Source organism: Amycolatopsis sp. NPDC054798 (assembly GCF_053611505.1).
In genome coordinates this window covers 123,373-147,479 of record NZ_JBSHAM010000005.1, presented here as the reverse complement: position 1 = coordinate 147,479, position 24,107 = coordinate 123,373, and the positions used below count along the sequence as shown (strand labels likewise).

Annotated in this window: 29 protein-coding genes; 13 read left to right on the top strand and 16 right to left on the bottom strand. The window is 68.4% G+C overall.

All coding sequences use genetic code 11. The features are described from left to right. The first annotated feature begins 8 nt into the window (after window positions 1-8). The 6 genes from ACWGIC_RS05465 (at window position 9) to ACWGIC_RS05440 (ending at window position 4,676) form a co-directional block, all read left to right on the top strand. On the top strand, window positions 9-236 hold the full coding sequence (locus ACWGIC_RS05465) for a hypothetical protein (protein WP_452074675.1): 228 nt from the start codon (window positions 9-11) through the stop codon (window positions 234-236). Next, window positions 233-844 (top strand): hypothetical protein, encoded by a 612-nt coding sequence (locus ACWGIC_RS05460; protein WP_452074674.1) that lies wholly within the window; start codon window positions 233-235, stop codon window positions 842-844. Before ACWGIC_RS05465 ends, ACWGIC_RS05460 begins: the two co-directional genes overlap by 4 nt. Further along, entirely contained in the window at window positions 838-1,488 is a 651-nt protein-coding gene (locus ACWGIC_RS05455; protein ID WP_452074673.1) for an HAD family hydrolase, read from the top strand. The genes ACWGIC_RS05460 and ACWGIC_RS05455 overlap by 7 nt, the downstream gene beginning before the upstream one ends. A 702-nt stretch (window positions 1,489-2,190) precedes the next feature. Then, window positions 2,191-2,760, top strand: a complete 570-nt coding sequence (locus tag ACWGIC_RS05450; RefSeq protein ID WP_452074672.1) for a hypothetical protein — start codon at window positions 2,191-2,193, stop codon at window positions 2,758-2,760. 122 nt (window positions 2,761-2,882) lie between these two features. Further along, on the top strand, window positions 2,883-3,785 hold the full coding sequence (locus ACWGIC_RS05445) for a S1 family peptidase (RefSeq protein ID WP_452074671.1): 903 nt from the start codon (window positions 2,883-2,885) through the stop codon (window positions 3,783-3,785). A gap of 78 nt (window positions 3,786-3,863) precedes the next feature. After that, window positions 3,864-4,676 (top strand): SAM-dependent methyltransferase, encoded by an 813-nt coding sequence (locus tag ACWGIC_RS05440; protein ID WP_452074670.1) that lies wholly within the window; start codon window positions 3,864-3,866, stop codon window positions 4,674-4,676. Window positions 4,677-5,310: 634 nt separating this feature from the next. On the opposite strand, the gene ACWGIC_RS05435 is transcribed toward ACWGIC_RS05440, so the two are convergent. After that, a complete protein-coding gene (locus ACWGIC_RS05435; RefSeq protein ID WP_452074669.1) occupies window positions 5,311-6,135 on the bottom strand; it encodes an SAM-dependent methyltransferase in 825 nt (274 codons plus the stop codon). 434 nt (window positions 6,136-6,569) lie between these two features. Here ACWGIC_RS05435 and ACWGIC_RS05430 point away from each other — a divergent pair, with 434 nt between their 5' ends. After that, window positions 6,570-7,085, top strand: coding sequence for an NUDIX domain-containing protein (locus tag ACWGIC_RS05430; RefSeq protein ID WP_452074668.1), 516 nt, complete (start codon window positions 6,570-6,572; stop codon window positions 7,083-7,085). Window positions 7,086-7,105: 20 nt separating this feature from the next. On the opposite strand, the gene ACWGIC_RS05425 is transcribed toward ACWGIC_RS05430, so the two are convergent. From ACWGIC_RS05425 to ACWGIC_RS05385, 9 genes are all read right to left on the bottom strand, one after another. Next, window positions 7,106-7,657: an NUDIX hydrolase gene (locus ACWGIC_RS05425; RefSeq protein ID WP_452074667.1), complete on the bottom strand. Its 552-nt coding sequence runs from the start codon at window positions 7,655-7,657 to the stop codon at window positions 7,106-7,108. Further along, window positions 7,654-8,493: a class I SAM-dependent methyltransferase gene (locus tag ACWGIC_RS05420; RefSeq protein ID WP_452074666.1), complete on the bottom strand. Its 840-nt coding sequence runs from the start codon at window positions 8,491-8,493 to the stop codon at window positions 7,654-7,656. Before ACWGIC_RS05420 ends, ACWGIC_RS05425 begins: the two co-directional genes overlap by 4 nt. Window positions 8,494-8,564: 71 nt before the next feature. Then, the gene (locus ACWGIC_RS05415; RefSeq protein ID WP_452074665.1) at window positions 8,565-9,485 is read right to left on the bottom strand and encodes a DUF2797 domain-containing protein; all 921 of its coding nucleotides are present in this window, start codon (window positions 9,483-9,485) and stop codon (window positions 8,565-8,567) included. Between the two features lie 29 nt (window positions 9,486-9,514). Beyond that, window positions 9,515-10,210 (bottom strand): dTMP kinase, encoded by a 696-nt coding sequence (locus ACWGIC_RS05410; protein ID WP_452074664.1) that lies wholly within the window; start codon window positions 10,208-10,210, stop codon window positions 9,515-9,517. Between the two features lie 20 nt (window positions 10,211-10,230). Beyond that, window positions 10,231-11,298 (bottom strand): hypothetical protein, encoded by a 1,068-nt coding sequence (locus tag ACWGIC_RS05405; protein ID WP_452074663.1) that lies wholly within the window; start codon window positions 11,296-11,298, stop codon window positions 10,231-10,233. After that, window positions 11,295-12,113 (bottom strand): hypothetical protein, encoded by an 819-nt coding sequence (locus tag ACWGIC_RS05400; protein WP_452074662.1) that lies wholly within the window; start codon window positions 12,111-12,113, stop codon window positions 11,295-11,297. The genes ACWGIC_RS05405 and ACWGIC_RS05400 overlap by 4 nt, the downstream gene beginning before the upstream one ends. Beyond that, window positions 12,113-12,739 (bottom strand): GTP cyclohydrolase I, encoded by a 627-nt coding sequence (gene folE / locus ACWGIC_RS05395; protein WP_452074661.1) that lies wholly within the window; start codon window positions 12,737-12,739, stop codon window positions 12,113-12,115. Before folE ends, ACWGIC_RS05400 begins: the two co-directional genes overlap by 1 nt. A gap of 144 nt (window positions 12,740-12,883) precedes the next feature. Then, window positions 12,884-13,588 (bottom strand): 7-carboxy-7-deazaguanine synthase QueE, encoded by a 705-nt coding sequence (locus ACWGIC_RS05390; RefSeq protein WP_452074660.1) that lies wholly within the window; start codon window positions 13,586-13,588, stop codon window positions 12,884-12,886. Next, entirely contained in the window at window positions 13,585-14,274 is a 690-nt protein-coding gene (locus ACWGIC_RS05385) for a 6-carboxytetrahydropterin synthase (protein ID WP_452074659.1), read from the bottom strand. The genes ACWGIC_RS05390 and ACWGIC_RS05385 overlap by 4 nt, the downstream gene beginning before the upstream one ends. Window positions 14,275-14,548: 274 nt before the next feature. Here ACWGIC_RS05385 and ACWGIC_RS05380 point away from each other — a divergent pair, with 274 nt between their 5' ends. Together ACWGIC_RS05380 and ACWGIC_RS05375 are read left to right on the top strand one after the other, a co-directional pair. Further along, entirely contained in the window at window positions 14,549-15,082 is a 534-nt protein-coding gene (locus ACWGIC_RS05380; protein ID WP_452074658.1) for a GntR family transcriptional regulator, read from the top strand. 30 nt (window positions 15,083-15,112) lie between these two features. Beyond that, the gene (locus tag ACWGIC_RS05375) at window positions 15,113-15,841 is read left to right on the top strand and encodes a GntR family transcriptional regulator (protein WP_452074657.1); all 729 of its coding nucleotides are present in this window, start codon (window positions 15,113-15,115) and stop codon (window positions 15,839-15,841) included. A gap of 137 nt (window positions 15,842-15,978) precedes the next feature. Here the strand turns inward: ACWGIC_RS05375 and ACWGIC_RS05370 are convergent, their stop codons facing one another. Beyond that, on the bottom strand, window positions 15,979-16,320 hold the full coding sequence (locus ACWGIC_RS05370; RefSeq protein WP_452074656.1) for a hypothetical protein: 342 nt from the start codon (window positions 16,318-16,320) through the stop codon (window positions 15,979-15,981). Between the two features lie 14 nt (window positions 16,321-16,334). Further along, window positions 16,335-16,580: a hypothetical protein gene (locus tag ACWGIC_RS05365; protein ID WP_452074655.1), complete on the bottom strand. Its 246-nt coding sequence runs from the start codon at window positions 16,578-16,580 to the stop codon at window positions 16,335-16,337. A gap of 318 nt (window positions 16,581-16,898) precedes the next feature. Between ACWGIC_RS05365 and ACWGIC_RS05360 the strand changes: the two genes are divergently transcribed. From ACWGIC_RS05360 to ACWGIC_RS05350, 3 genes are all read left to right on the top strand, one after another. Further along, window positions 16,899-18,206 carry an XRE family transcriptional regulator gene (locus ACWGIC_RS05360; protein WP_452074654.1) on the top strand — a complete coding sequence of 436 codons (1,308 nt, stop codon included), beginning with the start codon at window positions 16,899-16,901 and terminating at the stop codon, window positions 18,204-18,206. Continuing rightward, complete coding sequence (locus tag ACWGIC_RS05355) at window positions 18,203-19,096, top strand: phosphotransferase (protein ID WP_452074653.1); 894 nt, start codon at window positions 18,203-18,205, stop codon at window positions 19,094-19,096. Before ACWGIC_RS05360 ends, ACWGIC_RS05355 begins: the two co-directional genes overlap by 4 nt. Window positions 19,097-19,334: 238 nt before the next feature. Beyond that, complete coding sequence (locus ACWGIC_RS05350) at window positions 19,335-20,009, top strand: 3'-5' exonuclease (protein WP_452074652.1); 675 nt, start codon at window positions 19,335-19,337, stop codon at window positions 20,007-20,009. 126 nt (window positions 20,010-20,135) lie between these two features. Here the strand turns inward: ACWGIC_RS05350 and ACWGIC_RS05345 are convergent, their stop codons facing one another. From ACWGIC_RS05345 to ACWGIC_RS05330, 4 genes are all read right to left on the bottom strand, one after another. Next, window positions 20,136-20,714: a kinase gene (locus ACWGIC_RS05345; protein WP_452074651.1), complete on the bottom strand. Its 579-nt coding sequence runs from the start codon at window positions 20,712-20,714 to the stop codon at window positions 20,136-20,138. A 57-nt stretch (window positions 20,715-20,771) separates the two neighbouring features. Then, window positions 20,772-21,128: a hypothetical protein gene (locus tag ACWGIC_RS05340; RefSeq protein ID WP_452074650.1), complete on the bottom strand. Its 357-nt coding sequence runs from the start codon at window positions 21,126-21,128 to the stop codon at window positions 20,772-20,774. Between the two features lie 246 nt (window positions 21,129-21,374). After that, window positions 21,375-21,506, bottom strand: a complete 132-nt coding sequence (locus ACWGIC_RS05335; protein ID WP_452074649.1) for a hypothetical protein — start codon at window positions 21,504-21,506, stop codon at window positions 21,375-21,377. A 308-nt stretch (window positions 21,507-21,814) separates the two neighbouring features. Next, window positions 21,815-22,654, bottom strand: a complete 840-nt coding sequence (locus ACWGIC_RS05330; protein WP_452074648.1) for a helix-turn-helix domain-containing GNAT family N-acetyltransferase — start codon at window positions 22,652-22,654, stop codon at window positions 21,815-21,817. Window positions 22,655-22,754: 100 nt separating this feature from the next. Between ACWGIC_RS05330 and ACWGIC_RS05325 the strand changes: the two genes are divergently transcribed. Further along, on the top strand, window positions 22,755-24,092 hold the full coding sequence (locus ACWGIC_RS05325) for an FAD-dependent oxidoreductase (protein ID WP_452074647.1): 1,338 nt from the start codon (window positions 22,755-22,757) through the stop codon (window positions 24,090-24,092). The last annotated feature ends 15 nt before the right edge of the window (window positions 24,093-24,107 follow it).

Genomic DNA, 24,107 nt, shown 5'->3' with positions numbered 1-24,107 from the left:
GCGGCGCTGTGGACTGCACGACGTTCAGAGGCCGCGACTGCGCGGAGGTGTTCGCGGGTGCTGCCGAATGGCTGGCCGATCCGGTACAGAGCGGGATTCAACTGTGGGGCGTCGATCTCGACCAGCCCCGCCGCGTCGATCGCGAGTCCGACGACGCAGACGCGGACGTCTATCTCGAGCTGTTCTACCAGCGCTCCGATAACGAAGCGCGCAGTACGCAGGAGCAAGCAGGATGACCACGGCGGCTCTCCCCGGCAGTGTCGTGGAGCGGGTCGCCCTGTTCGGGGCACTCGCCAGCGCGTTCCACGGGTCGCATCTATGGGCGGATCGCTGGCTCCAGCGCCCGAAAGACGCTGTCCTCAAAGGACTACACGGCGACAAGCCGGTGTACCCCAGCGACGGCAAATCCGCAGCCGAGGTCTCACGTGAGAATGAGACCCCGGTGCCGGCCTGTGTCGTCGGGCGCCGTGCGGCCACGGCTCATGTGTTGACCTACGCGGCCGGGCAACTGGTCATCACCGAGGTCGTCGCACGTACTCTCGGCCTGCGCCTGCCGTGGCGTGCCCGGCTGGCCGGTGCGGTGATCAACTTCGGGACGCACTGGATCATCGACCGTCGTCGTTTCCTGTTGTGGCTGGCGAAGCGGGTCAACCACAAGGACACATTCATTGCGGTCGCCACCGTGATGCGAAAGCCCGATTCCGAGCCGGACACGTCCGGGCCGGGCACGGCGCTCTCCGACCTCGACCAAGGGCTCCACAAACTTCTGGGTGTCATCGCGGCGGCGGTGATGGCTCGCCTCGCCGTACCCGCACGTCGTCGAGTGCGAGGTGCCTCGTGCTGATCACCACTGACGTGGGCGACACCCTCGGCTCGTTCGATCGCCCCGGCACGGCGGAGGTGCTGCGGGACATCGCGCTGGCGCCGGACAACGCGGCCGAGATCGACCGCAACATCCTGCACGTCGTGCCCGAACTCACCGACGAGGTCGCCGAGCTGGTGCGCGAGCGGTTGCTCATCAACGCCTCCGACTGGCCGCAGATATGGCCGACAGGCGGGTTCACCGCCTACCCCGGCACGCTGGCCGCGCTGGAACGCCTCGCGGCCCTGGCACCGGTGGTGGCGCTGTCGAACGTCTCCTGCATCGCCGGGCCCGCCAGAATGGGCGACCTTCTTGACCAGTGCGGGCAGCACCTCGCCGGGATCTACACCAGCTACCAGCTGCGTGCACGCAAACCCCAGCCCCGATGCTGGACCACGATCGCGACCGAGCACCAGGTGCCGGTCAGCGACATCGTGCACCTCGGGGACCGCGTGCCCGAAGACATCCGGGGAGCGCTCGCCGCCGGGTGCCGGGCCGCCGTGCTCGTCAACACCCGCGACGTCGACGTCCCGGACGACGTCCACCGCGAACCGCGTGTCGCCGTGGTGTCGGATCTCGCTGGCGCCGCCGAGCATCTCGCCGAACTGGCAGGAGCACGTACATGAGCGTGCCGGTGTCTCCGATGCCCGAGGAGCGCGGGCACTACTGGAGCTGGCCCGAGCTGGCGGAGACCCGCCACCCCCGCGCGCCCTACACTCTCGCCGCAGTCGGACGTGTTCCCGAACGCCGCGCCGACGCCAGCCGGACGGGCGCACCATGATCCACGACGACCGGTCTGACGATGAGCCCGACCCTCCTCGTCGGCCTTTCGGCCGCGCTGCTGCTGGCTGGCACCGTACTCGTCGTGCGAGCCCGCGCTCGCCGTCGGCGACGGCGCTGGAACGAGCGCCCGGACTCGGTCGCGGCAATAGCCGCGCGCGTCGAAGCCGAGCAGAAACACCCACCACCCCCGGCTTGGCCGGTACACGACCGCGACCTCCGGGCTACCAGTCCGGAACGCGAGCAGCCGACGCTGCGGCTTCCCCCGGTCCGCTCACCACCGGCACGGCCACGAACCCGGCCCTACCTACGACACGCTTCTCGCCCCACACCACCGAACGACGCCAACGCCACTGAGTCCGGGACACGTCCGCCCGAGCCGCACTAACTGCAACGGTCGAGGCTCACGGCTTCATTCCCGACGAACGTGTCTGCTGCCGTACAGCCGACAGCGCACGCGCTCTCCGCCCGAAGTCGCGAAGGCCATCGCCCCTTTGCAGGCCACGCACAGCACCGCCCACCGACACCCCAAGGAAGGCCACCATCGAATGCTCCACCTATTCGACACCATGCTGACCCGTGTCCGGGACGTACTCGACCCGTTCGTCGGGACCGGCCGCCAAGGGCGCCCGCCCGCCGACGACGGAACCGTCGATCCGCTGATCGCTTGGTTTACCTATCGCGGCTGGACAATTCTCGATCGCGACTCGGACGTCGTCGCCAACTTCTACTACCCCGCGAGTTTCGGTGACGCTCTCAACGACGACAACCGTCGGTACCCCGCGGCGGATATCGGCTTGAACGAACTCGAATGCGACCTCTACCGCGACGGTGAGCACTGGATCGTCCGCTTCACCTCGTGCGGCACCATCATCGGCTGCGCTCGTCACCGCAGCACACCACTCGTCATCGGCCTGCACACCGGCGTCTTCCCCGCCGTGCTCGTCCAGCTGGAGCACCATGCGCGCACGCTGCACCCCAACGAGATCTCCCGTTGCCTGATCTTCGGCCCGTGCGGCAGCAACGACAATCCCAGTGAGCCCTGCCGGACCGGCATGCCGGGACACGACAAACCCGCCCTACACGCGGTGACCGAACGCGAAGACGTCGTCGAGTAGCCGGGGCTGGCCGCCGATGCCGTTCAGCCATCCAGGCCGCGGGCCACCGATCCGCCCGGACCGCAACGAATCCATTGTGGACAAACCGTCGCTTTTCTTTCAGAGATGGGAAGACAACCTTCGTGAGCAGAAAGATCGTGTCGTTCACAGCAGCCGTCACGGTGAGCATCGCCGCCGCGCTGACCGCCCCGGTGACCGCAGCGGTAGCCGATACTCCGCCTCCGGTCGGACCGATGATCGTCGGCGGGCACCCAGCCACGAGCGCGCCGGCCGGTATCACCTCGCTGCAGTACGACGCGCCCGCGCACGGCGCCAAGTACGTCGACTACCACACCTGCGGCGGGGCGTTGGTGTTCCGGGGCTGGGTGGTCACCGCCGCGCACTGCGTCACCGATCCGCCAGCAGGTGCTGCTGACAGGTCCACGGCCCGGCGCTTCGCCTCCGACGCGGCGCCGATCCCGACCGCGGACAAGGCATTCCACGTCCGGGTCGGCAGTCTTGATCGGCTCTCCGGCGGAGAAACCGCGATGGTGACCAAGATCGTGGTCCATCCCGGCTGGAACTGGGCCCAAGGCGCGCCCAAGAACAAGGTCTCGGACATCGCCATGCTCAAGCTCGATCACCTGCTCCAGCAGCCGACCGTGCAACTGGCGCGCGACACCGCCCGTCGGGGCAGCAAGATCAGCCTCTACGGCTGGGGCATGACCGAGCCCGACAGCACCAGCGCCGACCTGCCGCTGCACCTGCAACAGCTCGACACACGTGTCACCGCGCCCTCCCACTGCGCGGACGCGGCCATGTCCGTTGGCGAGCTATGCACCGACAATCCCTCGGGCACGGACGGCAGCTGCTACGGAGACTCCGGCGGGCCCGCCCTGGCCACCGTCAACGGCGTGCAGCAGCTCGTCGGCGGCGCCAGCCGCGCGGCGACCGAGTTCTGCGGCACCGCGCCGGATGTCTACACCAGCTCGCCGGACTTCCGGGACTGGATCTACCACGTCGCCCGCACCGGCAACGCCACCTGACCCCACGCCCGGGGTGCCGCGCGTCGTTCACGCGGCACCCCGGGCCTAACCGACCTCACCTTCGGGACACCGACGCCGATGAACCACCCCGCCAGCGGCCCACCGACCGCCGCTCCGCGATGGCTGACGCCGAACTTCCTCCGGTTCGAAGACCCCAACACCGCCCGGACCTACGACTGGGCTGCCGGGGGCAGCTTCAACACCGCCGCCGACCGTTACTTCGGCGAACAACTCGCCCTCGTGCTGCCCCACGCGGTCATGGCGCGCCGCAACCTCACCTTCGTCGCCGAAACACTGCACCACGCCCTCGACCACGGCGTACGGCAAATCCTGGACCTCGGATGCGGCATGCCCACCGGGCCCGCCTGGCACTACCGAACCGCGGACACACCCGGGGTCAGTGCGGTCTTCGTCGACTACGACCCCGTCGTCACCAACGCTTGCGGCATCGCCCTCGAACGGCAGCCCAACCCCGCTGCCGCAGTGCTCAACGCAGATCTGCGCGACCCGGACATGATCCTGGCCAGCCCGCAGGTGCAGGCCACCCTCGACCTGACCCAACCCGTTCTCCTGCTGGTCACCGCCGTCCTCCACCACGTCCCGGACGACCACCACCCCGGCAAGATCCTCGCCCGCTACCGCGACGCCCTCGCCCCTGGCAGCTACCTCGCGCTCTCCCACCTCACCAACCCCGACGACCCCGGCGACCGCATGCGCCTGTCGGCCGCGCTGAACCTCTACCGCGGCATCGGCCAGCCACTCACCGACCGTCCCGCGTTCGTACTTCGCAGCTGGCTGACCGGACTCGACCCGGTCCCGGTCAACCAGGAGGACCCCTTCCTACACTTCGCCGCCGTCCGCGTCCCCGATACCGGCATCCCGGGCCGGTGACGGGCAGCCGGGCCGCCAGCGCCGCTGCCCGGCGCCCTGGCATGCAACTGCCGCCACCGGGACTGGCTGTCCGCTACGAGGCCGGGGCGTCCCTGCAGAGCCTTGCCCGCAGCTACAGGATGTCCGTCAAGACCATCCGTGCGCTCCTGGTCAGCGCCGGGGTCCAGATCCGTCCACCCGGCCGTAGAAAACGCACCGGGCACTCCTCCGGCACGACCGCGAACACCGCACGGGGTCACCCGGCGCCTGCCGACACGGCGGATCTGGCCACCGTCCACCAGCTACGACCACCACCCACCAGCCACGCAGATTCCCCGATCGACGAAGGCCCGCCAATCTGGCCGACCTTCGACTTCGACCCGCCACGTCCGCCGAGGGCACAACCGCTCGCGACGGCTACACCCGGCCGGCTATGCATCGGATACAACACACCGCACCTCGTCCACGTCATCGCCGACAGGCCAGTGCCGGCCAAAGCCGACGAGCACACCGCCGCGATGACCCGATGCGGACGCGTCGGCCTCGTCGACGCACCCATCCCTCCGGAGACTCAGCTCTGCGCCGCATGCCACCAGCTTGCTAATCCGCCGACGCCCGCGTGTCAACGGAGGTTGTGAGCCCCTCTCGAGGTCAGTCAGGGCTTGGTGGCGATCGCGGCCAGTCCCAGCGCGCGGGTCGGTGCCGGTGTGGTCAGGGCAGGGCCGTCGGGCCACCAGTCGTCGAGCGCCACCAAGCCGGGGGGCAGGAGTTGCAGGCCGTCAAGGAGAGCGTCGATCTCGGTCCGGGTGCGATAGCGGCCGGAGCCGGGGCAGCGGGTTTGCCACGCGGTTTCGAGAGCGCGGGCGGCGTCGTGTCCCGCGCCGATTTCGGGGTCGAACCAGTGGCTAACCGCGACGGCGGAGCCGGGGGCGAGGGCGTCGCGGTAGGTGGCCATGAGCTTGTCGGGATGTGCGTCGTCGTCGACGTGGTGCAGGGTATCGGTCAGCAACACCGCGATCGGCCGGCTGAAGTCGAGCAGGGCGCCCGCAGCGGGCAAGAGTTCTTCGGGGTAGGTGTAGTCGGTCTGCACGACCAGTACACGGTCGTTGTCTTGCAGCAGGGCGCGGCCGTGAGCCACCACGATGCAGTCGGCGTCGGCGTAGACCACCCGGGCTTCGGGATCGTGGCGCTGGGCGATCTCGTGAGTGTTGTCGATCTGAGCGGGCAAGCCGACGCCGCAGTCGAGGAACTGGTCGATACCGCTGGCGGCGAGGTAGCGCACCGCGCGGGTGTGCCAGGCACGCTCGGCCCGCACGAGATCAGCGAAACCGGGGGCGGCGTGTTCGAGTTCGGCCAGCAGTTCTCGATCGATGGCGTAGTTGTCCTTGCCGCCCAGCGCCGCGTCCCGCACCCGGGCTACCCCAGCTCGGGTGGTGTCCAGCGAGGGACACCACGGGTGCGTGCTGGTGATGTGCGCCATGACTGGCCTCCCCGAGGGCGGGTTCGTTCACCCGGACTCGAACGAACCCATTGACACTGTAACTTCGCGTGCGGATATGGCACCCGCGCGCCGCTGGAGCGGAGCGAACGGGGCGCTACGGCCCGGGTGCCCCCGCTCGGGCTGAGGATGGGACCGGGATCCGCGACTCCCATGACGGCAGACCGATGCGCGTCATCGCCCGGATCTCCGCAGCGGCGAGCCTCTGCGTCGGGGTCGCCGTAAGCTGGCGGTCGGATCGCGTGTGAACGAGGTGTTACCTGGCTTGACCTGCATGAACATGGCGACTCGACGCCGACGATTCCATCATCCGGGGGCATCCAGCCTTCAGAGCGGTCATTAGCGGGCTCAGACACGGCGGGCGGTGCTCTCTGCAATGTCCGTGGCGGCTGCGACGTAGGCTTAGGCTGGGTCAGGTGATTGACCAGTTGACCGTGGAAGCGGCGGTCGCCGATGCTCGCCTTGCCGCGATGGAGTTCGATGACGCCCAGACGTGGCTCCACGCCCACCAGACGCTGATCGAGCCGCTCGCGGCCGAGGTCTGGGTCACCGACCCGGCCTACAGCCACGTCCTGCTCGTACGGCACCGCGTGCGTGGATGGGTACCGCCTGGCGGCAAGGTCGAGCCGGGCGAGACGCCGCGGGCGGCTGCGGCCCGTGAACTCGTGGAGGAGGCCGGTGTAGCGGGCGAACTGCTGCCTGTGCCGGCCGCGGTGGCTGTCCGCTCCTTCCGTGCCGACTGGGCACCGACGCTGAGCCTGTCCTACGGCGCCGTCGTCGGCCGTGATGTTCCGCTCAGCGGGGAGACCGGGCAGCCATCGAAGTGGGTCGACCTGGACGAGACGTGGGAGAGCGTGTTCCCCGAGGACCGCGAACGTATCCGCGCGTACGTGCGCCGATTGGCGGTGGGGAACGTAGTGGGGGCGCACTGAGGCCCGTTGCCGGTGCACGGTCAGAGGACCTTGTCGATCAGACTCAGGATGTCGTCGGGCAGCGTCACGAGTTGGAGTTCGTGCAGGAATCGAACCCATACCGGCTCCAAGCCGGGGTTCGCGGTGAACTGCTCCTCGCTCAGCCGCCCTTCGGCGTAGGCCGCAGTGCGGTGCGCGTGCTGCTGGAGCTGGTCCTGGTGCAGCCATCGGGGTGCGCGCACCTCTTGGGCGGAAGGCCGGATCGGGCCAGAGGTCTGGGCCCGATAGATCCACCACTGATGGCCCACGTGGTCGCTGGTCGGCCGGCGGCAGTGGTTGGGCCGCCATGCGCTCAGCAGCAGGTGAAGTGAGGTGACGGTCAGGCCGACTTCCTCGGCGACCTCAATGTGGGCAGCTTGCTCGGGGCCGCCGTGCTGGTCGACATGACCGGCGACCGGCGCGATGCCCGCCGGGGGCCTTGCGCGTTCGAAGACCAGCAGCCCGTCCGGTGAGGAGATGAGCACGCCGACGGCCGCGTGGTCGCAGTACTTTGTTCCGCTGACGTGGCTACTCGTCGGAGGCGGGGCGGTCAACGTTGTTCCCCCGGTCGCTGTGCGACCACAACGAGCCAGCTCGTCACGGTGGGCGTGTCGGGCGTGGTCAGCGAGTACGCCTTGTCGAGGATGTCCATCCGCTGAACGTGGGTGAAGTTCCGCTCGGGGCGAGCGAAGACCGGAATCGACAGCCACGCCTTCTTCTCGGCCATTGTGCTGTGCTGGGCGACGACCTCGGTGTCGAGCACGGTCAGCCCGGCGACTGACAGGTGCTCGGCGACCGTGTCCACGGACAGCTTGGGACCTGCCTCGGCGGCTGGAGGCGGGGCGTAGCCGTAGTCACGGGCCGCGACCTGACGGATCAAAGTATTCAGCGACGGTCCGGTGCGCACGCTGGTCTCGTCGGGGTGGCGGACCCCGGCAAAGCCGCCGCCGACGTTGAACACGAACCGGCCGCCGGGTCGTAGGACCTGATGGACGGCGGCGAAGACCTGTGGCACGTCGGTTTTCCAGATCGCGGAGTTGCACACCACGGCGTCCGCTGCGCCGGGAACGTGGTCGGCCAGGTCTTCGGCTGGGGCGGTGACCCAGGTCAGGCGCGGGTCGGCGAGGGTCCGTCGGCCAACGCGCTGCATGGCAGCGGCATTGTCCAGGGAGATGACCTGGGCGTCGATCGGGACGTGTTCGAGGATTGCCTCCGCGGTCGCGCCGGCTCCGCCGCAGAGGTCGACCACCAGGCGGCTGTCGGTGAGATCGGCGCGGCGGGCAAGGTCTCGGCTGGTGGCCGCGTACATGGGGAAGGCACGGGTGAAGGCGGCGTACGCCTCTGCGGTGGTGTCCTCGTTCCAGCCGAGAAGGGCGTCCAGGGGTGCCATCGCGGGTACCTCGCTTCCGGGGGTGGAGGCCAGACTCTTGGCGGACGGACGCGACGAGCCGGCCGGGTTGGTTAGAAGAGGGAGTTCTGGACTGCGGCGGCGGGCGAGGTGAACGGGCCGAGCGTGATGCGGCGGCCCTTGAGGGTGCCGAGGTCGAGCACGTAGTTCACCTCGTCGTCACCGTCCGCGACGGCCAGCACCTGGGTACCGATGCACGAGACGACGGTGAAGCCGTGCTCACCGTCGCGCAGGTCGTGTGGATACAGCATCCGCACACCGTTGGCGGTCCGCATTCGGTCGCCTTCGGCAGGAGGAGTCCACTTCTCCAGCGTTGCCGGGGTGTTCATCGCGGCGAGCGCGTCCGCGGCGCGGGAGACGTGGTGGTCATGGGTCGCGCTCGCGGTGGACAGGTCGGTCAGGTTGGCCAGCGCCTTGAGCTTGGTGGAGGCTCGGACGGTCTGGGACACCTGCAGGCCGCGGGTAATGGCGTCTTCGAGGTGGCGTACGGCGCGGCCGTCGGGGCTCTTGGTCAGGTAGGTGGCGATCAGGGCGCCTTGTTCGTCGAGGCGGGATTGCTTGCGTGGTTCGGCTGCGGTGCCGACCTTGGTGGCGCCGTCGGCGAAGGTGGCGAGGTAGAGCCAGTGCAGCTGGTCCATGTACTGGCGCAGGGCCTCGGGGACGTTGCCGTCCTGGTGGAACTGGTGGGCGAAGCGGAACTCGTCCTGGCGCAAGCACCGGGCGCACTGGTCGCCCTGCTCGGTCGGCGCGCGGTCGGGACACGCGACGGCCTCGACGCGCACCGTGTCGGCGAACTGGTACCGGCCGGTGCACCACCGGCCAGTACCAACCGCAAAGCCGAGTCGCTGGTTCATGATCTCGGCGTAGACCAGCGGCCCGTCGGGCAGCGGGGCGAGCAGCAGCCGGGGATCTCCTGTCGCCCAGGTGATGCCGTGGCACACGTACTCGCCGTCGGTCGGTCGGGTCACTGGCATGGTGCGTTCCTCGTGGTGGCTGCGGTCGGTCAGATGGTGAGCTGGAGGCGGTCGGCGAGCGCGTCGGCGGCGGTCTTGAAGACCGCGTCGCGGTCCATGTCGGTCACGTCCATCGACAGCCATCCGCCGCGCTGCTCGTGCTCGCGCAGCTTCGCAAGAACGGTGTCCTGGTAGCGGATGAAGTCCTCGTCCGCGCCGCCGGAGTGGCCGGTTTCCAGGGAGCTGAATTCGCCCTTGCGGGCGAGCGCGTCGCGGGCGCTGATGCGCAGGAAGAACACCAGGTCCGGTTCGGTGAGGTGGGCGAAGACCTGCTCGGCCAGGCTGGTGGAGACGTCGGGGTTCACCGCGTAGCGAGCGAGGATCTTGTGGTGGGCGTTGTCGAGGATCACGTGTGTTCCGGCGGCGAGAGCGGGCTGGATGACGAGTTTGTCCTGGAGGGTGTACCAGGCGGCCAACGCCAGCAGCCAGTAGTGGTCACCGCACGCCTGGGCGACGCGGGAGTCGCGGCGATAGACCAGGGCGTTGAGCCGATCGACGTAGGCGGACAACTCCGGGTCCATCGGGACTTCGGTGCTGTGCTTGCCGATCAGGATCGTTTCGTGGCCGGCCTCGTTGAGCGCTTGGTGCAGGCGGGCGGCGAGGGTGGACTTGCCCGCGCCGTCGATACCGACCACCGTGATCTCCCGCCCGCGCGCAGGGTTGAAGAAAGGTGCCGCGTTCGTCATGTGATTCTCCTCCAAGGGGTTCAGATCGGCCGGGTGGCCAGTCGGTCGGCGATGATGTCTTGGATCTGTCTAATTAGGACAGCACGCCGCCGGACAACGTCGCGATGACGCTCGTTGGACAAGTCCGCGGCGTAATGGCGAGCGAGGTTGTTGGAAATGACATGCAGATAGCCGAAATCGATCCCGGCATCGCGTGCTGCCACCCCCATGGGGCCGATCTCCGGATCAACGAAGGCGTGCTCGGCGTACTCGGTCAGCCAGTCCCGGTTCTCCAGCAGGATCGAGGGTGAGGTGACGTGGACGCCGCTGTGCACGCCCGGTTGAGCGGTGGCGAAGTCACCGAAGAAGTCGGGCCACGTCACGAGGCTTCCGCCTACGAGGCTTGTGTTTCCGCTGGCAAGTAGCGTGTTGGGCTCGATGTCGGGGTTCAAGGCGCCGACTTTGCCGACGTAGACGACGTCTCGGGCGCCGAGACCCGCCAGGCGCGTGACCACGCGCCCGGCGACGTCGCCCCAGATGCTGTGCAGGAAACCGAGGTAGACAACCCTGCGGCCGTGGATCTCTGTGCGTTGCCAGGCGTAGCCGTGCCCGTGGTTCCACACACCGTCCGGCGGGGCGAGGTGCGCCAGGCCCCAACCGACGATCACGAGGTCGCCGTCAAGTTCGAGGTCGAGCTTCCTCACCGCCTCGCGGGACAACGTCGGGTCGGGCAACTCGTAGGTGACCGTGTCGGCCGTTTTCCCCATCATGGACAGGTACGTGGCGATGATCAGCGCGTAGTGGTGGACGTAGTCGGCACCGGGGAATGCCTTGACGATCAGGTCACGGCCGCGGACCTCGGCGGTGGGGCGCTCGAAGTTGAACAGCTTGCCGGTCTTCTCGTGCTCTGAGATCACCGCTTGGCGGTCGTAACTGCCGACGACGTGAATGCTGTCCCAGTCGTGGTCCTGGATCAGGTGGTGCACCTTGATCTGGAGGTAGCGCAGAAGGCGGTCCGGGGCCATCGTGTGCCCGTCCACCGCGATGGGAGAACTGCGCAACGCTGAGTCGGGGCGTGCGGGCAGGACCGCATTGGCGAGCAGGTTCATCGGGCGGCCTCCGGGATACGGACGCTGCTGCCGGCCGCCTCGCGGACGACTGCGATGTTGCGTCGGATCAGGTCGAACCGTTCCTCGGGGATGGGGCCCAGGTCCTCGATCCGAGGAGTTTTGGGCTTCTCGTAGGGGCCGCCGGGCAGCATCTCGATGCCCATCGCGCCGAGGATGACCGGCGCGGCGCCGTCGACCGAGGCGATCCATTCGTGCTCGCGCTGTTCGACGAGTTCGAGGTGCCCGGTACGGCCGAGGCCGAGCAGCCGATAGACGATGCCGTCTTCGGTCATGCCGTGGTCTTCCAGGTACCGGGTGGCCGCCCAGCGGGTGCGGCAGAGCTGGTCTTCGGGCGCGGGACGCCGGGAGGCCGGTAGCGCGAGCGCTCCGACGTAGTTGCTGGAGGCGAAGTAGTCGTAGCAGTGCAGCCACTCGTGATCGTCTGCCGCGTGCAGCACGACGCACAAGCGGAACTCGTCGCTTAGATCGAGGATCTCGCGGGCGGCTTCGTCGCTGGCCTTGATGGTGGCAAGCCCGTCGCGCATGACGTCCGGGAGGATGATCTCCCGGGCCTCGACCGCGCGGGCCGCCGCGATCAGGTCGGCGGCCGGCAGGGCGTGGCCGAGATCGAAGACCCCGTTGTCGACAATGATCTCCGCGCCCCGCTGCGCCTCGCGGTGGAAGAACGCGCGATAGGCAGCGTCAGTCAGAACACGCTGGGCCGCCACGTGGTGGACGCTGGCGGGCTCCTGCGCGACGAAGGCATCCAGGTAGTCGGGCGGCGCGATCGCGGAGAAGGCGATGCTCTTGGCCATCAGGCGACCCTCCACCTGTCGGTGGTGAGAGTGAGGAACTGTTGGGAAAGCACAGGATCGCTCTCGAACCGTCCGCGGGCCTCCAGAGTGGTGGTACGAGCCGCCTCCATCCGCACGCCCCGCGCGCTCATGCACAGGTGGGTGCCGCGGACCGCGACCGCCACGTCGGTACTGCCGATCACGACGGCGATCTCGTCAGCTACTTGCCGGGTGAAGCGCTCCTGCACCTGAAGACGACCGGCGCACTGCTGTGCGATACGGCCGAACTTCGACAGGCCCATCACCTCGCCCTCCGGTACGTAACCGACTGCGACGTCCAGGTTCATCGGCAGCAGATGGTGTTCACACAGCGACCAGACGCATATACCGCCGATCACGACCAACTGGCCGCTCAGGTGCGGCTCGGTGAAGCAGGTCGGCGCGGACGACGGGTCCGGGGAAAAGAAATCGCTCCACCACGCGGCGACCCTGGCCGGCGTGTCCGACAGGCCCTCCCGTCCGGGGTCCTCGCCGATCGCGGCGAGGAGCTGGCCGACAAGATCGGCAACGCGCTCGGTGTCGACCGGGCCCGGCGACACCAGATCCTGGCTGTCGCTGGAAGCCAGCCTGTCGAGGGTGTTGGTCACGGACTTCGCCTCGCTTCCGGGTTCGGTAAATAGGTCAAAGACGTCAGCAGCGGCGGCTCGTAGTGCCCCGGCGCGCGGAGGTCACTGGGTTTTGGCGCTGACGTGGGAAACCGCGCGATCCAACGCTCGGTCTGGGCATTGGTGTCACCGCGCTCCGGTCAGGATGTGCAGGCGGGTGGAGACGTTCCACCCGCGATCAGTGGCCGGGCCGTAGAGCGCGTCCATACCGGCCAGAACCTTCTCCTGGGTGGTGCCTTCCGGCATCACCCACACCGGAGCCAGCTGATGCTCCTCGACGAGCCGGGCGATCTCGTCGAGGTCGCGATCGGGTTCGGTGACAACGAACTTGAACACCGCGCGGTCTGTCGTGGTCAACGCCGAGAGGGCACCGGGCTTGATTCGGGTGGAGTAGGTCATTCCGGAGTTCGCGAGTTTCGGACTCACCACCCAGAGATCGACCAAGGAGGCAAGTTCCGGTGTGGGCGCAACCGTGCCGTTGGTTTCGACCTGTACCCGCACGTTCGCCAGGCCGCGGGCGAGGGCGGTCATGGCGGGCTGCTGCAACATCGGCTCCCCGCCGGTGATCACCATCATGTCCACGCCGCGCTCGCGCACCCACGACACCAACTCGGCGATGGGGACTCTGTCGCTGACCTCGGCCGGGTTGTATCTGCTCCAGTCCCAGCTTTCTGGGGTGTCACAGAAGCTGCACCGGAGGTTGCACCGGGAGAACCGGACGAACACGCAGCGCTGCCCGGTCCACGGGCCTTCGCCCTGGAACGACTCGAACTTCTCCGTGAGAATCGCGGAACCCTCTACCCGTTCGAGAGGCAAAGCCGGGGTACTCACGACGCATCGCCTCGTTCCCACAGGCCGGTGGTCGTCCCCGAGTCGACCCGTAGGGATACGAGTCGACCGCGGATCTTCGGCTCGACGTTGTCGACGAACCAGCCAGCCAGGTGGGCGACCAGTGCAGGGCCAGCAGCACGTAGCCCCGCGTCGGCGTCAGACGCCTGGAGGTACGTTCCGAACGGCTGCAGGTCACCGAAATCGGTGATGAACCCAACCTCGTTGAGTCCGTCCGCCCCCAGTACCAGCGCGACGTCGCCGTGCCTGGTCTTGAAGGTCTTCGAGATCGTCACCTCGCCGGTGACGCCGTCACAGCGCGCTGACGTGGTCGCGGTCTCCGACACCACCATCTCGACCAGCGTGATCGGCATTGCCGATTCCATGTTGTCCCGGAACCACTCAACAAGGTGTGCAGCGAGAAGCTCGCTCGTCGGATGGAAGGTGACCTGTTCGTTGAGCAACCGGTGGTCGAACGTCGCGGCCAGATGGTCCCCGAGTGGCGACAGGTCTCCGGGGCCGTCATCGTGCACGAGCGCCGAGGCGGTCACCGTGTAGTTGTGGCCGTGATTGCGGCGACACTTGTGACTGGCCGGTAGCTGCCTTAGTTCGTGGCTGGCGCTGAAGCCGAACGACTGCGAGATGGTGATCTGGCCGTCCGCCACACACTTCTCCTCAGTGGCCTTCATGTAGCCCTCCTTCCTCGGTCATGCCGAACGGCACTCGGACGATGTGCGCGGGCGGCCGAACTGTCTTGCCGGCCCGGATGGCGCAGCGGCCGGAATGGTTGGGGGTCGAACGGAGTCGGTGACGATCTGTAGTACCTTCACTACAAGTGAACCTTACTGCGATATCAGAAAGGTGACAAGGTGGATGGATGAGCGTCGAGCGTGGCCTTGCTGCCTTACGACTAAGGTCGACGGTGGGAGTACCTCCCACCGCGAGACACAAGGAGGGCGAGCGATGGCGAGCGCCGGCCCGTGGACGAGCGTGTCGATGCCTTACGTGAGCGGCCAACGGGGCGACGCCTGGGGCGCCGAGGCGGCACAGCGTGGCGGCACGGGAACTCAAAGGTTGCTGAGTGTTGACGAGATGGTCGCCTCCGCGACGGTCGCCGACATGCTGGGCCTGAATGAGGGCGAAGCGGTGGTCGTCCGACGCCGCCTCATGCTGTTCAACGACCATCCGGTCGAGCTTGTCGACTCGTACTACCCCGCGAACATCGCTCGGGGCACCAGGCTGACCGAGCCCCGCAAGATCCCCGGCGGTGCTGTCGCTCTCCTGGCCGACCTCGGACATCCGCCTCGCCGCGTCCGCGAAGACGTCAGCGCACGCTTGGCCACACCAGACGAACGGGCCGTGCTGGAGCTGGACGACCCGTCGTGTGTGCTGCTGCTCGCCCGCGCGCTTGTTACCGAGAACGATCTGCCCGTCGAAGCCAGCGTGATGACGATGATGGCGGACGGGCGACGGTTGCGATACGAGCTGACGCCATGACCGCCCTGACAGCGTCTCCAGGAGTCGGACTTGCCTCGCACCCGTGACATCCGGCCCCGGCATCAGCAGATCGCAGCGGAACTGCGCGATCTCATCATGCGCGGCGAGCTGAGCCCAGGTACGCAACTGCCGTCCACCGCGCAACTCGTCGAGCGGTACGGCGCAGCAAACGCCACCATCCAGCACGCACTGAAGGCGCTCAAGGACGAAGGCTTCCTCGACAGCCGCGTCGGCAAAGGCGTCTACGTCCGCGATCGGCAGCCGTTCATCATCGACGCCTCCGCCTATATCAAGCCTGAACCAGGCCGGTTCCGCTACCAGTTGCTCAACGTCGACAACGTCGTCCCACCCGCGGACATCGCCGACGGATTGCAACTGGCGCCGGGCGCTTCCGCGATCGTCCGCACCAGAATCCTCTTCCACGACGAGCAGCCCGTGGAATTGTCCGCGTCGTACTATCCCGCCGAGATTGCCGCCACCAGCAGCCTGGCCAAGGCCGCGAAAATCCGCGGCGGCGCACCCCAGGCCCTCGCCGACCTCGGCCTTCCTCAGCGGACCTTCGTCGACCGGATTTCGGCACGCCCCCCGACGGTGGAGGAAGCCGAGACGCTGGACCTCCCTGATGGGACGCCGGTGATCCGGCAGTTGCGTGTCATCTACAGCGACAACGAACGCCCCGTCGAAGCCTCGGTCCTCATTAAGGGCGCACACCTGTACGAGCTGCTGTACCGGCAGACGGTAGAGACCGAGTTGGGCTAGAGCCACGATGCCAAGGGTTTCGATTTCTCGTGAAAACCCTTGCCTGGGAACATGTCCTCGTTTGCCGCCGAGGAATGCTCGGCTCAGCCGGTGGCCGGTGACCTCCGTGCGGGAAGTTCCGTACCGGATCGAGGTGATCATCCTCCGGCGAGCTGCCGCGCGGGCGTCACGGGGCGTTGCCGGTGCCGTCCGGCTTGATCAGTGCCGGACGGTGCGTCGTCGCCGATGAGCTGCTGGTGGGCCGTCTCCCACACGGTGCACTCGCTGTGGCGCCATCGGCGCGAGCAGCGGGCGCACTGGCCGCGGGCGTCGAGTGCGTGCTGGTCGAGCAACTGCCGCCACGCGGTGGTCAACCGGGCGATTTCCGTTTCGGCCAAGGCGGCTTTGGAAGGCGTGTCGCCTGTCGCGGCCAGGACCTCGAGGTAGTCCAGGCGGTCAACGACAGCCCGCCGCAGCGTGGCGGTGAGTACCTCGTCCATCGGAATGGCTCCTTCTACTCGTCCGGATATCGTCGCTGCCGCTGGGGCCAGAGGCGCTCGTGCAGCTCGCTCGGCACGAACTCGGCGAGGCGCAACCCGGCGGCCAGCAGTCGTCTGGCCGCGTCGTCGAACAAGCTGCATGGCCACGGATCGGTCGAACAGCACGGGCAGAGGTAAGGCTGATCGGGCGGTGGGCGATGGCGAGCTGCCTGGTCGACAACCTCGGCCATCCGGCCGATCGGACTGTCGAGCGCGACCACGACGGCTACACAGTCCCGCCAGCCTTCCGCCACGGTTCACGCGCCCCGCGCCGACCCCGTCGACGTGCCCGCCGCTGACCAGCTCTGGCGATCGACGGTGCTTCTGGCGCGGCGTGGACCGTGGGCATGCCGGGTGATCACTTCTGCCATGGTTCGACCCTGACCCGGGCCCACTGCGAGGCCAAGGCGCGGACGCAGGATGTCAAGGGGAGGATTCGGGGAGGGTTGCCATCCTCCCCTGTCGACCGATGGTGTTGAGCTGACCACGAGCTGTGTCAGGATGGGGCAGGTCACCACGTGGGAGGGCGGCCCGCACCAATGGACAATGATCAGCTCCGGCAGGCTCGGGAACGCACCGAGTCTCCGACGCAATCGGGCGAGTGCCTGTCTCGTCAGGAGCTTGCTGACCTGGTCAATCAGCACATCGCGGTGCACCACGAGACGCAGGCCGTGACTGATGCCAACTACATCGGCAAGCTCGAACGCGGCGTGATCCGCTGGCCCAGCGCGCTCTACCGGGAAGCGCTGCGAGCTGTACTGGGGGCCTCCACCGATGCCGCGCTGGGCTTCACCAACCGGCGGCGCGCGGTGGTAAAGCTGGCAGACGTGGACCGCAAGCAGTTTCTACGCAGCGTTGGCCTCGGTGTTGGCGCGCTGACACTGGCTCCCGTCGCCGCCCGGCTGCAGGGCAGCGAACCTACCCCCGTGCCCGCCCGGGTCGGCACCGCCGAGATCGGCCAGATCGCCACCGCGGCGAAGGTGTTCGCGGGCTGGGACCACACCTACGGCGGCGGCCTGGCACGCGAAGCCGTCCAAGCTCAGCTGCACTGGTCAGCCGGGCTGCTCGACGCCAGCTGCGACGAGGCGTTGCGCGGTCCGCTGCGCAGCGCGATCGGCTACCTGGCCCACACCTGCGGGTTCATGGCCTTCGACGCCTACGCCCACGACGACGCCACCCACGCTTTCCAGTTCGGCCTCGCCTGCGCCGAAGAGGCCGGAGACTGGCACCTGCGCGCCAAGATCCTCTCCTCGATGGCGCGGCACGCGATCTGGATCGGCAAACCCGACGAGGGGCTGACCTGGATCGAGCACGCCCTGGTACGCGCCGACCGGCTCACCGCGACCGAGCGGGCGATGCTGCACACCGCCCACGCCCGCGCGCTGGCCAAGATGCGCCGCACCCGCGACGCCCTCGCCGCCGTCGGCCGCGCCGATGACGAGTTCGCCCACGCCACCCCGGCCAACGATCCACCCTGGATGGCCTACTACGACCATGCCCAGCACGTCGGCGACACCGGCCACGCCCTGTTCGACCTCGCCATCCACGGGCACCGGCCGCTCGACGCCACCGCGCGGCTCTCGGACGCCGTCACCGGGCACACCGACGCCTACGCCCGCTCGCGCGCGATCTCCCAGACCAAGCTGGCCACGCTGACCATGGCTACCGGTGACCCCGCCGAAGCCGCCGTCATCGGCCAGGCCGCGCTCGACGCCGCGGGCACCGTCCGCTCCCGCCGGGCCGCCGACGACCTGCGCGAGCTGTCCCGCTACGCCCACCGCCACAGCCGCACACCCGAGGTCGCCGCATTGCGCCAGCGCATCCACACGGTGGTCGCCGCGTCGTGACCACGACCGGAACCGAGGAAGCCGAAGAGATTCTGCGCGACGCCTGCGACCAGGCGGGCATCGACGCGCGGGGCGCTGAGCCCATCCGGCTCGGAGAGAACGCGATTTTCCGCCTTCCCGGCGGCATCGTCGCCCGCATAGCCCGCGCCGGCCAGCTCGACGCCGCCACCCGGGAAGTCCGCATCGCCCGATGGCTCGCCGACCACGACATCCCAGCCGTCCGCGCCCTCGACGACCTCGGCCAACCCATCGAGGCGCACGGGCGTGCGGTGACCTTCTGGCACGAGCTGCCCGCCCACCACAACGGCACCCCCGCTCAGGTCGCGACGGCTCTGCGCCGCCTGCACGACCTGCCGGTCACCGGGCAGCACCCGTTCTCCGCACTGGAACCGTTCGTCCGGCTCAAAGAACGCATCACCGCCGCGACCAGCCTCACCGACGACGACCGCGCCTGGCTGCACCAGCACCTGGCCACCCTGCAGGAGAGCTACAACCACCTCCCCGCCGGCCTGCCGCACACCGTGTTGCACGGCGATGCCTGGGTCGGCAACGTCGTCGCCACCAACGACAACCAGGTCGTGCTGCTGGACCTGGAACGCGCCTCGATCGGCCCACCCGAATGGGACCTCGTCTCCACCGCCATCAAGCACACCAGCTTTGCCTGGATCACCGCGGACGAGTACCGCGACTTCTGCCACCGCTACGGCCACGACGTCACCACCTGGGACGGATTCGCGCTCCTGCGCGATATCCGCGAACTCCGCATGACCTGCTACCTCGCCCAACACGCCGCCGAGAACCCCCGCGCGCACCGGGAAGCCGTACTCCGTGTCTCCTGCCTACGCGGCCGGAACGGGCCCCGCCCCTGGTCCTGGTCGCCCGCGGCCTAACCCTTCCCGCCAGACACGTCGCCCGACGTCCCAACGTCGCGACGAAACGGCGTGTGGATGTGGCCAAGGTAGTGGGGCGTGCCACGACCGAAATAGTTTGCGCGGACCCGAAAGGTGTTGCGGTGACTGGATTTCATCGGAACGGGTGGGCCAGCGACCAGGGCCGACCGCAGACGCGTCGCGTACAGGCGGCAGGGTCTCGGCAGTCACCGATGCCCCCGTTCGGAGGGCACTAGCAATGAGCTTGGTTGATCTCGGCGGCGATCCCAGGATGCAACGGACCCGGTTGCTGGTCCTCGACTTCGAAGGACTTACCCCGGCCGGACGTTCGCCGGAACCGATCGAGGTCGCCGCGACCAAGCTCGAATTCCGCAGCGGCGCCCTGGTCGAGATCGACAGGTTCGAGTCGCTCATCCAGCCGCCTGCGGGCATACCGGTGACCTGGCGCGAGCGCGCGGTCGGCTTTACGGCGGCGATGCTCGCCGACGCGCCACCCGCCAGGGAGGTGATGGCCGCCCTCGACCGGCTACTGCCCGCGCCCGATGACGAGACGGCGAGCTGGCCGTACCGGGTTGTGGCGCACGGAGCGGCCACCGAGCGCACCCTGATCTACGGACAACGCCAGCACTGCCCGAACCTGGCGGCGACCCCACTACTCGACAACGTCCGACTTGCCCGCACCGTCTTGACCGGACTGACGCATCACGGGCTCAACGACGTCGCACGCCACCTGGGTATCCCGATACCCGCCGACCGGCACCGGGCGACGGCCGACGTCGACCTCACCGTCACCGTACTGACCCGCCTACTCGAACTGGGTCCGTGGGGCGGTCTGCACGACCTCGAACGCGACGCTCGGCTGGAGCCCAAGCACCCCACGACAGACACCGCCGGGCAGGAGAGCCTGTTCTAACTGACCACGACTCGACAACCGCCACGCGGCTGTGCGAGGTGCTCCTGATGGGTAGTTACGAGCTTGGCCGCGACTGCCAGATCTACACCGTCACACGCTGAGCAAACCGGAGCACAGCGGCGGCGGTCACCCGTCGGTGGCGCTGCCCAGGGCAACAGGAGCGGCCGGGCCGGGGTCTCGTTTGTGCTGCAGGTCGAAGACTTCGGCGAGGATGCGCCCGACAGTGTCCTGCAGGCTGGAGGTCGGCGGGACGAGCTGCTCGCCGTCGAGTCCGAGCAGGTCCCGTTCGCGATACCACTCGCGCATGTGTTCGGGACCGAATTCTGCCGCTTGCGGCCTGGCCGCGTGCCGGCGCAGCGACTCCTCGAACGAGACGTCCAGGTAGTAGACGCCGGTCCGGCCGCGGTGATCGGCGGCGAGGTTGGCGAGCATGTCGCCGTAGCGGTCGGCATGCAAGATGCCTTCCACGATCACGTGAAAGCCATTGTCGAGGGCGTAGCGCGCGACGGTCGAGAGGAGACCGATGTTCACGCCGCCGGGCACGTCGCGTTCTTTGAGGATGGTCCGGCGGACGACATCCTGGGCGGCGACGGCGCAGGTCCGGCCGAGGTGAGAACGGACCGCCAGCGCAACGGAGCTTTTGCCCGATCCCGAGTTGCCGCGCACGATCGCCAGGCGTGTGGACTTCGATCCGGTGGGTGCCATCGGCAGCAGTCTAGGCAGCGAGACGGTCACAACGAGCCCGCCGCGCGGGATGTGGGGCTATCGCTGGGTGTCCTCGCGTGGCCACCAGCGCACGGCGCCGTCGATGAAGTCGGCGGTGTGTTCGGGCGCGTCGTCCGGGTAGTTCTCCCAGCGAGATTCGCCCGGCCCGTCGTGCACGCGGATGCCTTCGGTGTAGACGCCGAACAAGAAGGCTCCGGCGGTGCCGTGGGGGCGCTGGTGGACCCATTCCGGCATCGCGGCGGTCGGCAGAGTCTGCTCGATCCAACGGCGGGCCTCGTCCTCCGTGGCAGCATCATGTTCGGCGACGCAGGCGACGTTGTCGTCATCGCCGATACCCAGCAGGATCGCCGCTCCGAATCCGGTGCGGACCTCGGTGGTGGACGCAGTGCTCAATGCAGTTCCCCCCTTGTGTGCTCCCGGCTGGAACTTTCAGCATGCGCCCGTTCCGGCGATCTCGCTAGTCACCCAGTAACCCTTGTTCTCGGCATCGTGGCCGGTCAACGCAGGGCGCGGTGTGGCACTGCGGTGGTACTTCGCCTCCGCCGTACTGCGGCATTCTGTCGGTTCCCCGTGCGCTCGACGGCGCACGAAACAACCTTCCGAAATATGGATGAGCAGCGGCGTCTGTAGAGGTCGAAGCTAGAAGCCGCGGATGGGGTCCTGGCACAGGCGTTCGCGCATCTGGGTGGGCAGGACGCGGTGTTCCCACCACAGCGAAGCCACATCGGTGTGGAGCGTCTCGCCGGGCACGGAGTTAGCGACACCGCGCAAGGCTTTCCACCCCGGACGGTGTCGTGCCCGGCAGATAAGCGTTCGTATGTTGATCAGTCCCCATACCCGCTGGACGGGCGACGAACTCCACGGCAAGACCCCGGTAATCACGTCCGTGTGGGTGCGGCTGGAAGCTATCTACGTCCGCGTCCCAGGAGTACCGACCCACGTGATCGATACTGGCCTCGACATGACTGGGGAAGTGCCCGGCCGCTTGACCGGCTGGTTTCCAACGGTCAAGGGCGACTGGCTCGGTTGTAAGGACGACACGGAGTTGCCCGTTGACCGGACCGTGCGGGGCAGGCCGGTCAGCGGACGGGTGAGCGACGTTCGATGAAGACTGTGTCGTGCCAGACGCCATTGAGTTGGGCGATGCGTTCGCGGATGCCGACGGTGCGGTATCCGGCGGCGTGGTGGAGTGCGATGCTTGCTCTGTTCTCGGTGAAGATCGAGGTTTGCAGGGTCCAGAGTCCGGCGGCGTCGGCGGCCATGACTTGCTGCCATAGCAACGCTTTGCCGACGCCTCGGCCGCGGTAGCCGTCGGCGACGTAGACGGAGGTTTCGGCGACGCCGGAGTAGCAGTCGCGGGTGGACACCGGGCTGGCGGCGGTCCAGCCGACTACCTCGCCGTTGATCTCGGCGACCCAGCGGTGCTCGGGTAGCCATTTCGCGTCGAGGCTGGCGCGCTGGGGCACGGTGGTTTCGAAGGTGGCTAGGCCGGTGGCGATGCCTTCGCCGTAGATGCGGCGTACCGCGGGCCAGTCGCCCGGTTCGAGCGCCCGGACGGCGACGTCGGCGGGCACGTCGTCGGGGCAGCACGGTCGTGGGGCGAGCAGGCCCATGACGGCGTCGGCGGCGTGCGGCAGTCCGGCGCAGCAGGCTTCGTTGACGGTGACGATGGTGGCGGTGCCTTCTTTGTGGAGGCGAACGAAGCCGACGTCGGCGAGCTTGCGCACGTGGTGCGAGGTCGTGGACTGGCTGGTGCCGAGGATCTCGGTCAGCGCGCCCACGGTGATGCCTTTCGGGCTGGTGGCCACGGCGTGCAGTAGCCGCACTCGCACGGGTTCGGCGAGGCAGGCGAACCAGTCGGCGTAGGTGGTGGCCTCGCCGGTGGGAAGGACCTGGGCTTGGGGCAGCGCGATCGGCATGACGCCCAGTGTATCGATCCGAATCGATGGTTGCATCCATCGAGCGCGGTCGATACTCTCGGCCGAGTTAATCGAGTTGGATCGATGAAAGAGGTGTGGGATGACCGTCCTTCCTGTTGTTGTCGTCGGAGCGGGGCCGGTGGGTTTGGCCGCTGCGGCGGAGCTGGCCGAGCGCGGGCTGGAGCCGTTGGTGCTGGAGCGAGGCGAGCACGCCGGTGCGGCGGTCGAGCAGTGGCATCACGTGCGACTGTTTTCCCGCTGGGCCGAGTTGGTGGCTCCCGCTGCGCGTCGGCTGCTGGAGCCGCGAGGCTGGCGGCACCCGGACGTCGAGAGCTATCCGACGGGCGAGGAGTGGGCGCGGTTGTACCTGCGGCCCTTGGCCGAGGGGTTAGGTGATCGGGTGCGGTTCGGCACCGAGGTGATCGGCGTTGCCCGCCGGGGCCGGGATCGCGTGGTGGATGCCGGGCGCGAGGACGAGCCGCTGAGCGTGCATGTCCGCACCGCCGACGGCCGCGAGGAACGGATCACCGCGCGGGCGGTGATCGACGCCTCCGGCACGTGGACTTCGCCCAACCCGCTCGGTGGTGATGGTCTGCCCGCGATCGGCGAGACCGCCGCCGCGGACCGGATCGTCTACCAGGTCCCCAATCTCACCGATACCGCGGTGGCCGCGCGGTACGCGGGCAAGCACGTGGTGGTGGCGGGCAGCGGGCATTCGGCGCTGACCGCGTTGGTCGCCTTCGCTGACCTCGCGGAGAAGCGCCCGGCGACGCGGATTACCTGGTTGCTGCGCCGGGGCGCGGTGGGGGCGGTGTTCGGCGGTGGGGAGGCCGACCAGCTTCCGGCCCGCGGTGCGCTCGGGCTGCGGGCCAAGGCGGCGGTCGAGGCCGGGCACATCGAGGTGGTGACCGGGTTCCGCACCGAAGCGGTCGAGCGTCAAGGGAACGGGCGGCTGGCGTTGGTGTCGTCGGAGAGCCGGCGGCTGGAGGCGGTGGACGAGGTCGTGGTGCTGGCCGGGTTCCGGCCTGATCTGTCGTGGTTGTCGGAGGTTCGCCTGGCGCTGGATGCGACGTTGCAGGCTCCGGTCGCGTTGGCGCCGTTGATCGACCCGAACGTGCACTCCTGCGGCACGGTCTACCCGCATGGGGTGACCGAGTTGGCGCATCCGGAGCCGGGGGTGTTCCTGGCGGGGATGAAGAGTTACGGCCGGGCGCCGACGTTTTTGGCGATGACCGGGTACGAGCAGGTGCGTTCGATCGCCGCCGCGTTGGCCGGTGATCGGGAATCGGCTGAGCGGGTGGAGCTGGTGCTGCCGGAGACCGGTGTGTGCGGTGGCGCGGGCCTGTTCGACGCACCGGCCGAGGACTCCGGCGGTGGCTGCTGCGGCGCCCCGTCCGGCGCCCAGGACCTGTCGCTGTCCGCACCGTCCGCGCGCTGACCTGGCGTGGCGGCC

Excerpts from the sequence above, each read along its gene's own strand:
- ACWGIC_RS05345 (WP_452074651.1), bottom strand. The coding sequence starts at position 20,714 with ATGGCACCCACCGGATCGAAGTCCACACGCCTGGCGATCGTGCGCGGC.
- ACWGIC_RS05435 (WP_452074669.1), bottom strand. The coding sequence starts at position 6,135 with ATGGCGCACATCACCAGCACGCACCCGTGGTGTCCCTCGCTGGACACC.
- ACWGIC_RS05325 (WP_452074647.1), top strand. The coding sequence starts at position 22,755 with ATGACCGTCCTTCCTGTTGTTGTCGTCGGAGCGGGGCCGGTGGGTTTG.
- ACWGIC_RS05330 (WP_452074648.1), bottom strand. The coding sequence starts at position 22,654 with ATGCCGATCGCGCTGCCCCAAGCCCAGGTCCTTCCCACCGGCGAGGCC.
- ACWGIC_RS05385 (WP_452074659.1), bottom strand. The coding sequence starts at position 14,274 with ATGAAGGCCACTGAGGAGAAGTGTGTGGCGGACGGCCAGATCACCATC.
- ACWGIC_RS05410 (WP_452074664.1), bottom strand. The coding sequence starts at position 10,210 with ATGACGAACGCGGCACCTTTCTTCAACCCTGCGCGCGGGCGGGAGATC.
- ACWGIC_RS05450 (WP_452074672.1), top strand. The coding sequence starts at position 2,191 with ATGCTCCACCTATTCGACACCATGCTGACCCGTGTCCGGGACGTACTC.
- ACWGIC_RS05400 (WP_452074662.1), bottom strand. The coding sequence starts at position 12,113 with ATGGCCAAGAGCATCGCCTTCTCCGCGATCGCGCCGCCCGACTACCTG.
- ACWGIC_RS05420 (WP_452074666.1), bottom strand. The coding sequence starts at position 8,493 with ATGGCACCCCTGGACGCCCTTCTCGGCTGGAACGAGGACACCACCGCA.
- ACWGIC_RS05370 (WP_452074656.1), bottom strand. The coding sequence starts at position 16,320 with ATGGACGAGGTACTCACCGCCACGCTGCGGCGGGCTGTCGTTGACCGC.
- ACWGIC_RS05440 (WP_452074670.1), top strand. The coding sequence starts at position 3,864 with ATGAACCACCCCGCCAGCGGCCCACCGACCGCCGCTCCGCGATGGCTG.
- ACWGIC_RS05380 (WP_452074658.1), top strand. The coding sequence starts at position 14,549 with ATGGCGAGCGCCGGCCCGTGGACGAGCGTGTCGATGCCTTACGTGAGC.
- ACWGIC_RS05415 (WP_452074665.1), bottom strand. The coding sequence starts at position 9,485 with ATGCCAGTGACCCGACCGACCGACGGCGAGTACGTGTGCCACGGCATC.
- ACWGIC_RS05360 (WP_452074654.1), top strand. The coding sequence starts at position 16,899 with ATGGACAATGATCAGCTCCGGCAGGCTCGGGAACGCACCGAGTCTCCG.
- ACWGIC_RS05350 (WP_452074652.1), top strand. The coding sequence starts at position 19,335 with ATGAGCTTGGTTGATCTCGGCGGCGATCCCAGGATGCAACGGACCCGG.
- ACWGIC_RS05405 (WP_452074663.1), bottom strand. The coding sequence starts at position 11,298 with ATGAACCTGCTCGCCAATGCGGTCCTGCCCGCACGCCCCGACTCAGCG.
- ACWGIC_RS05460 (WP_452074674.1), top strand. The coding sequence starts at position 233 with ATGACCACGGCGGCTCTCCCCGGCAGTGTCGTGGAGCGGGTCGCCCTG.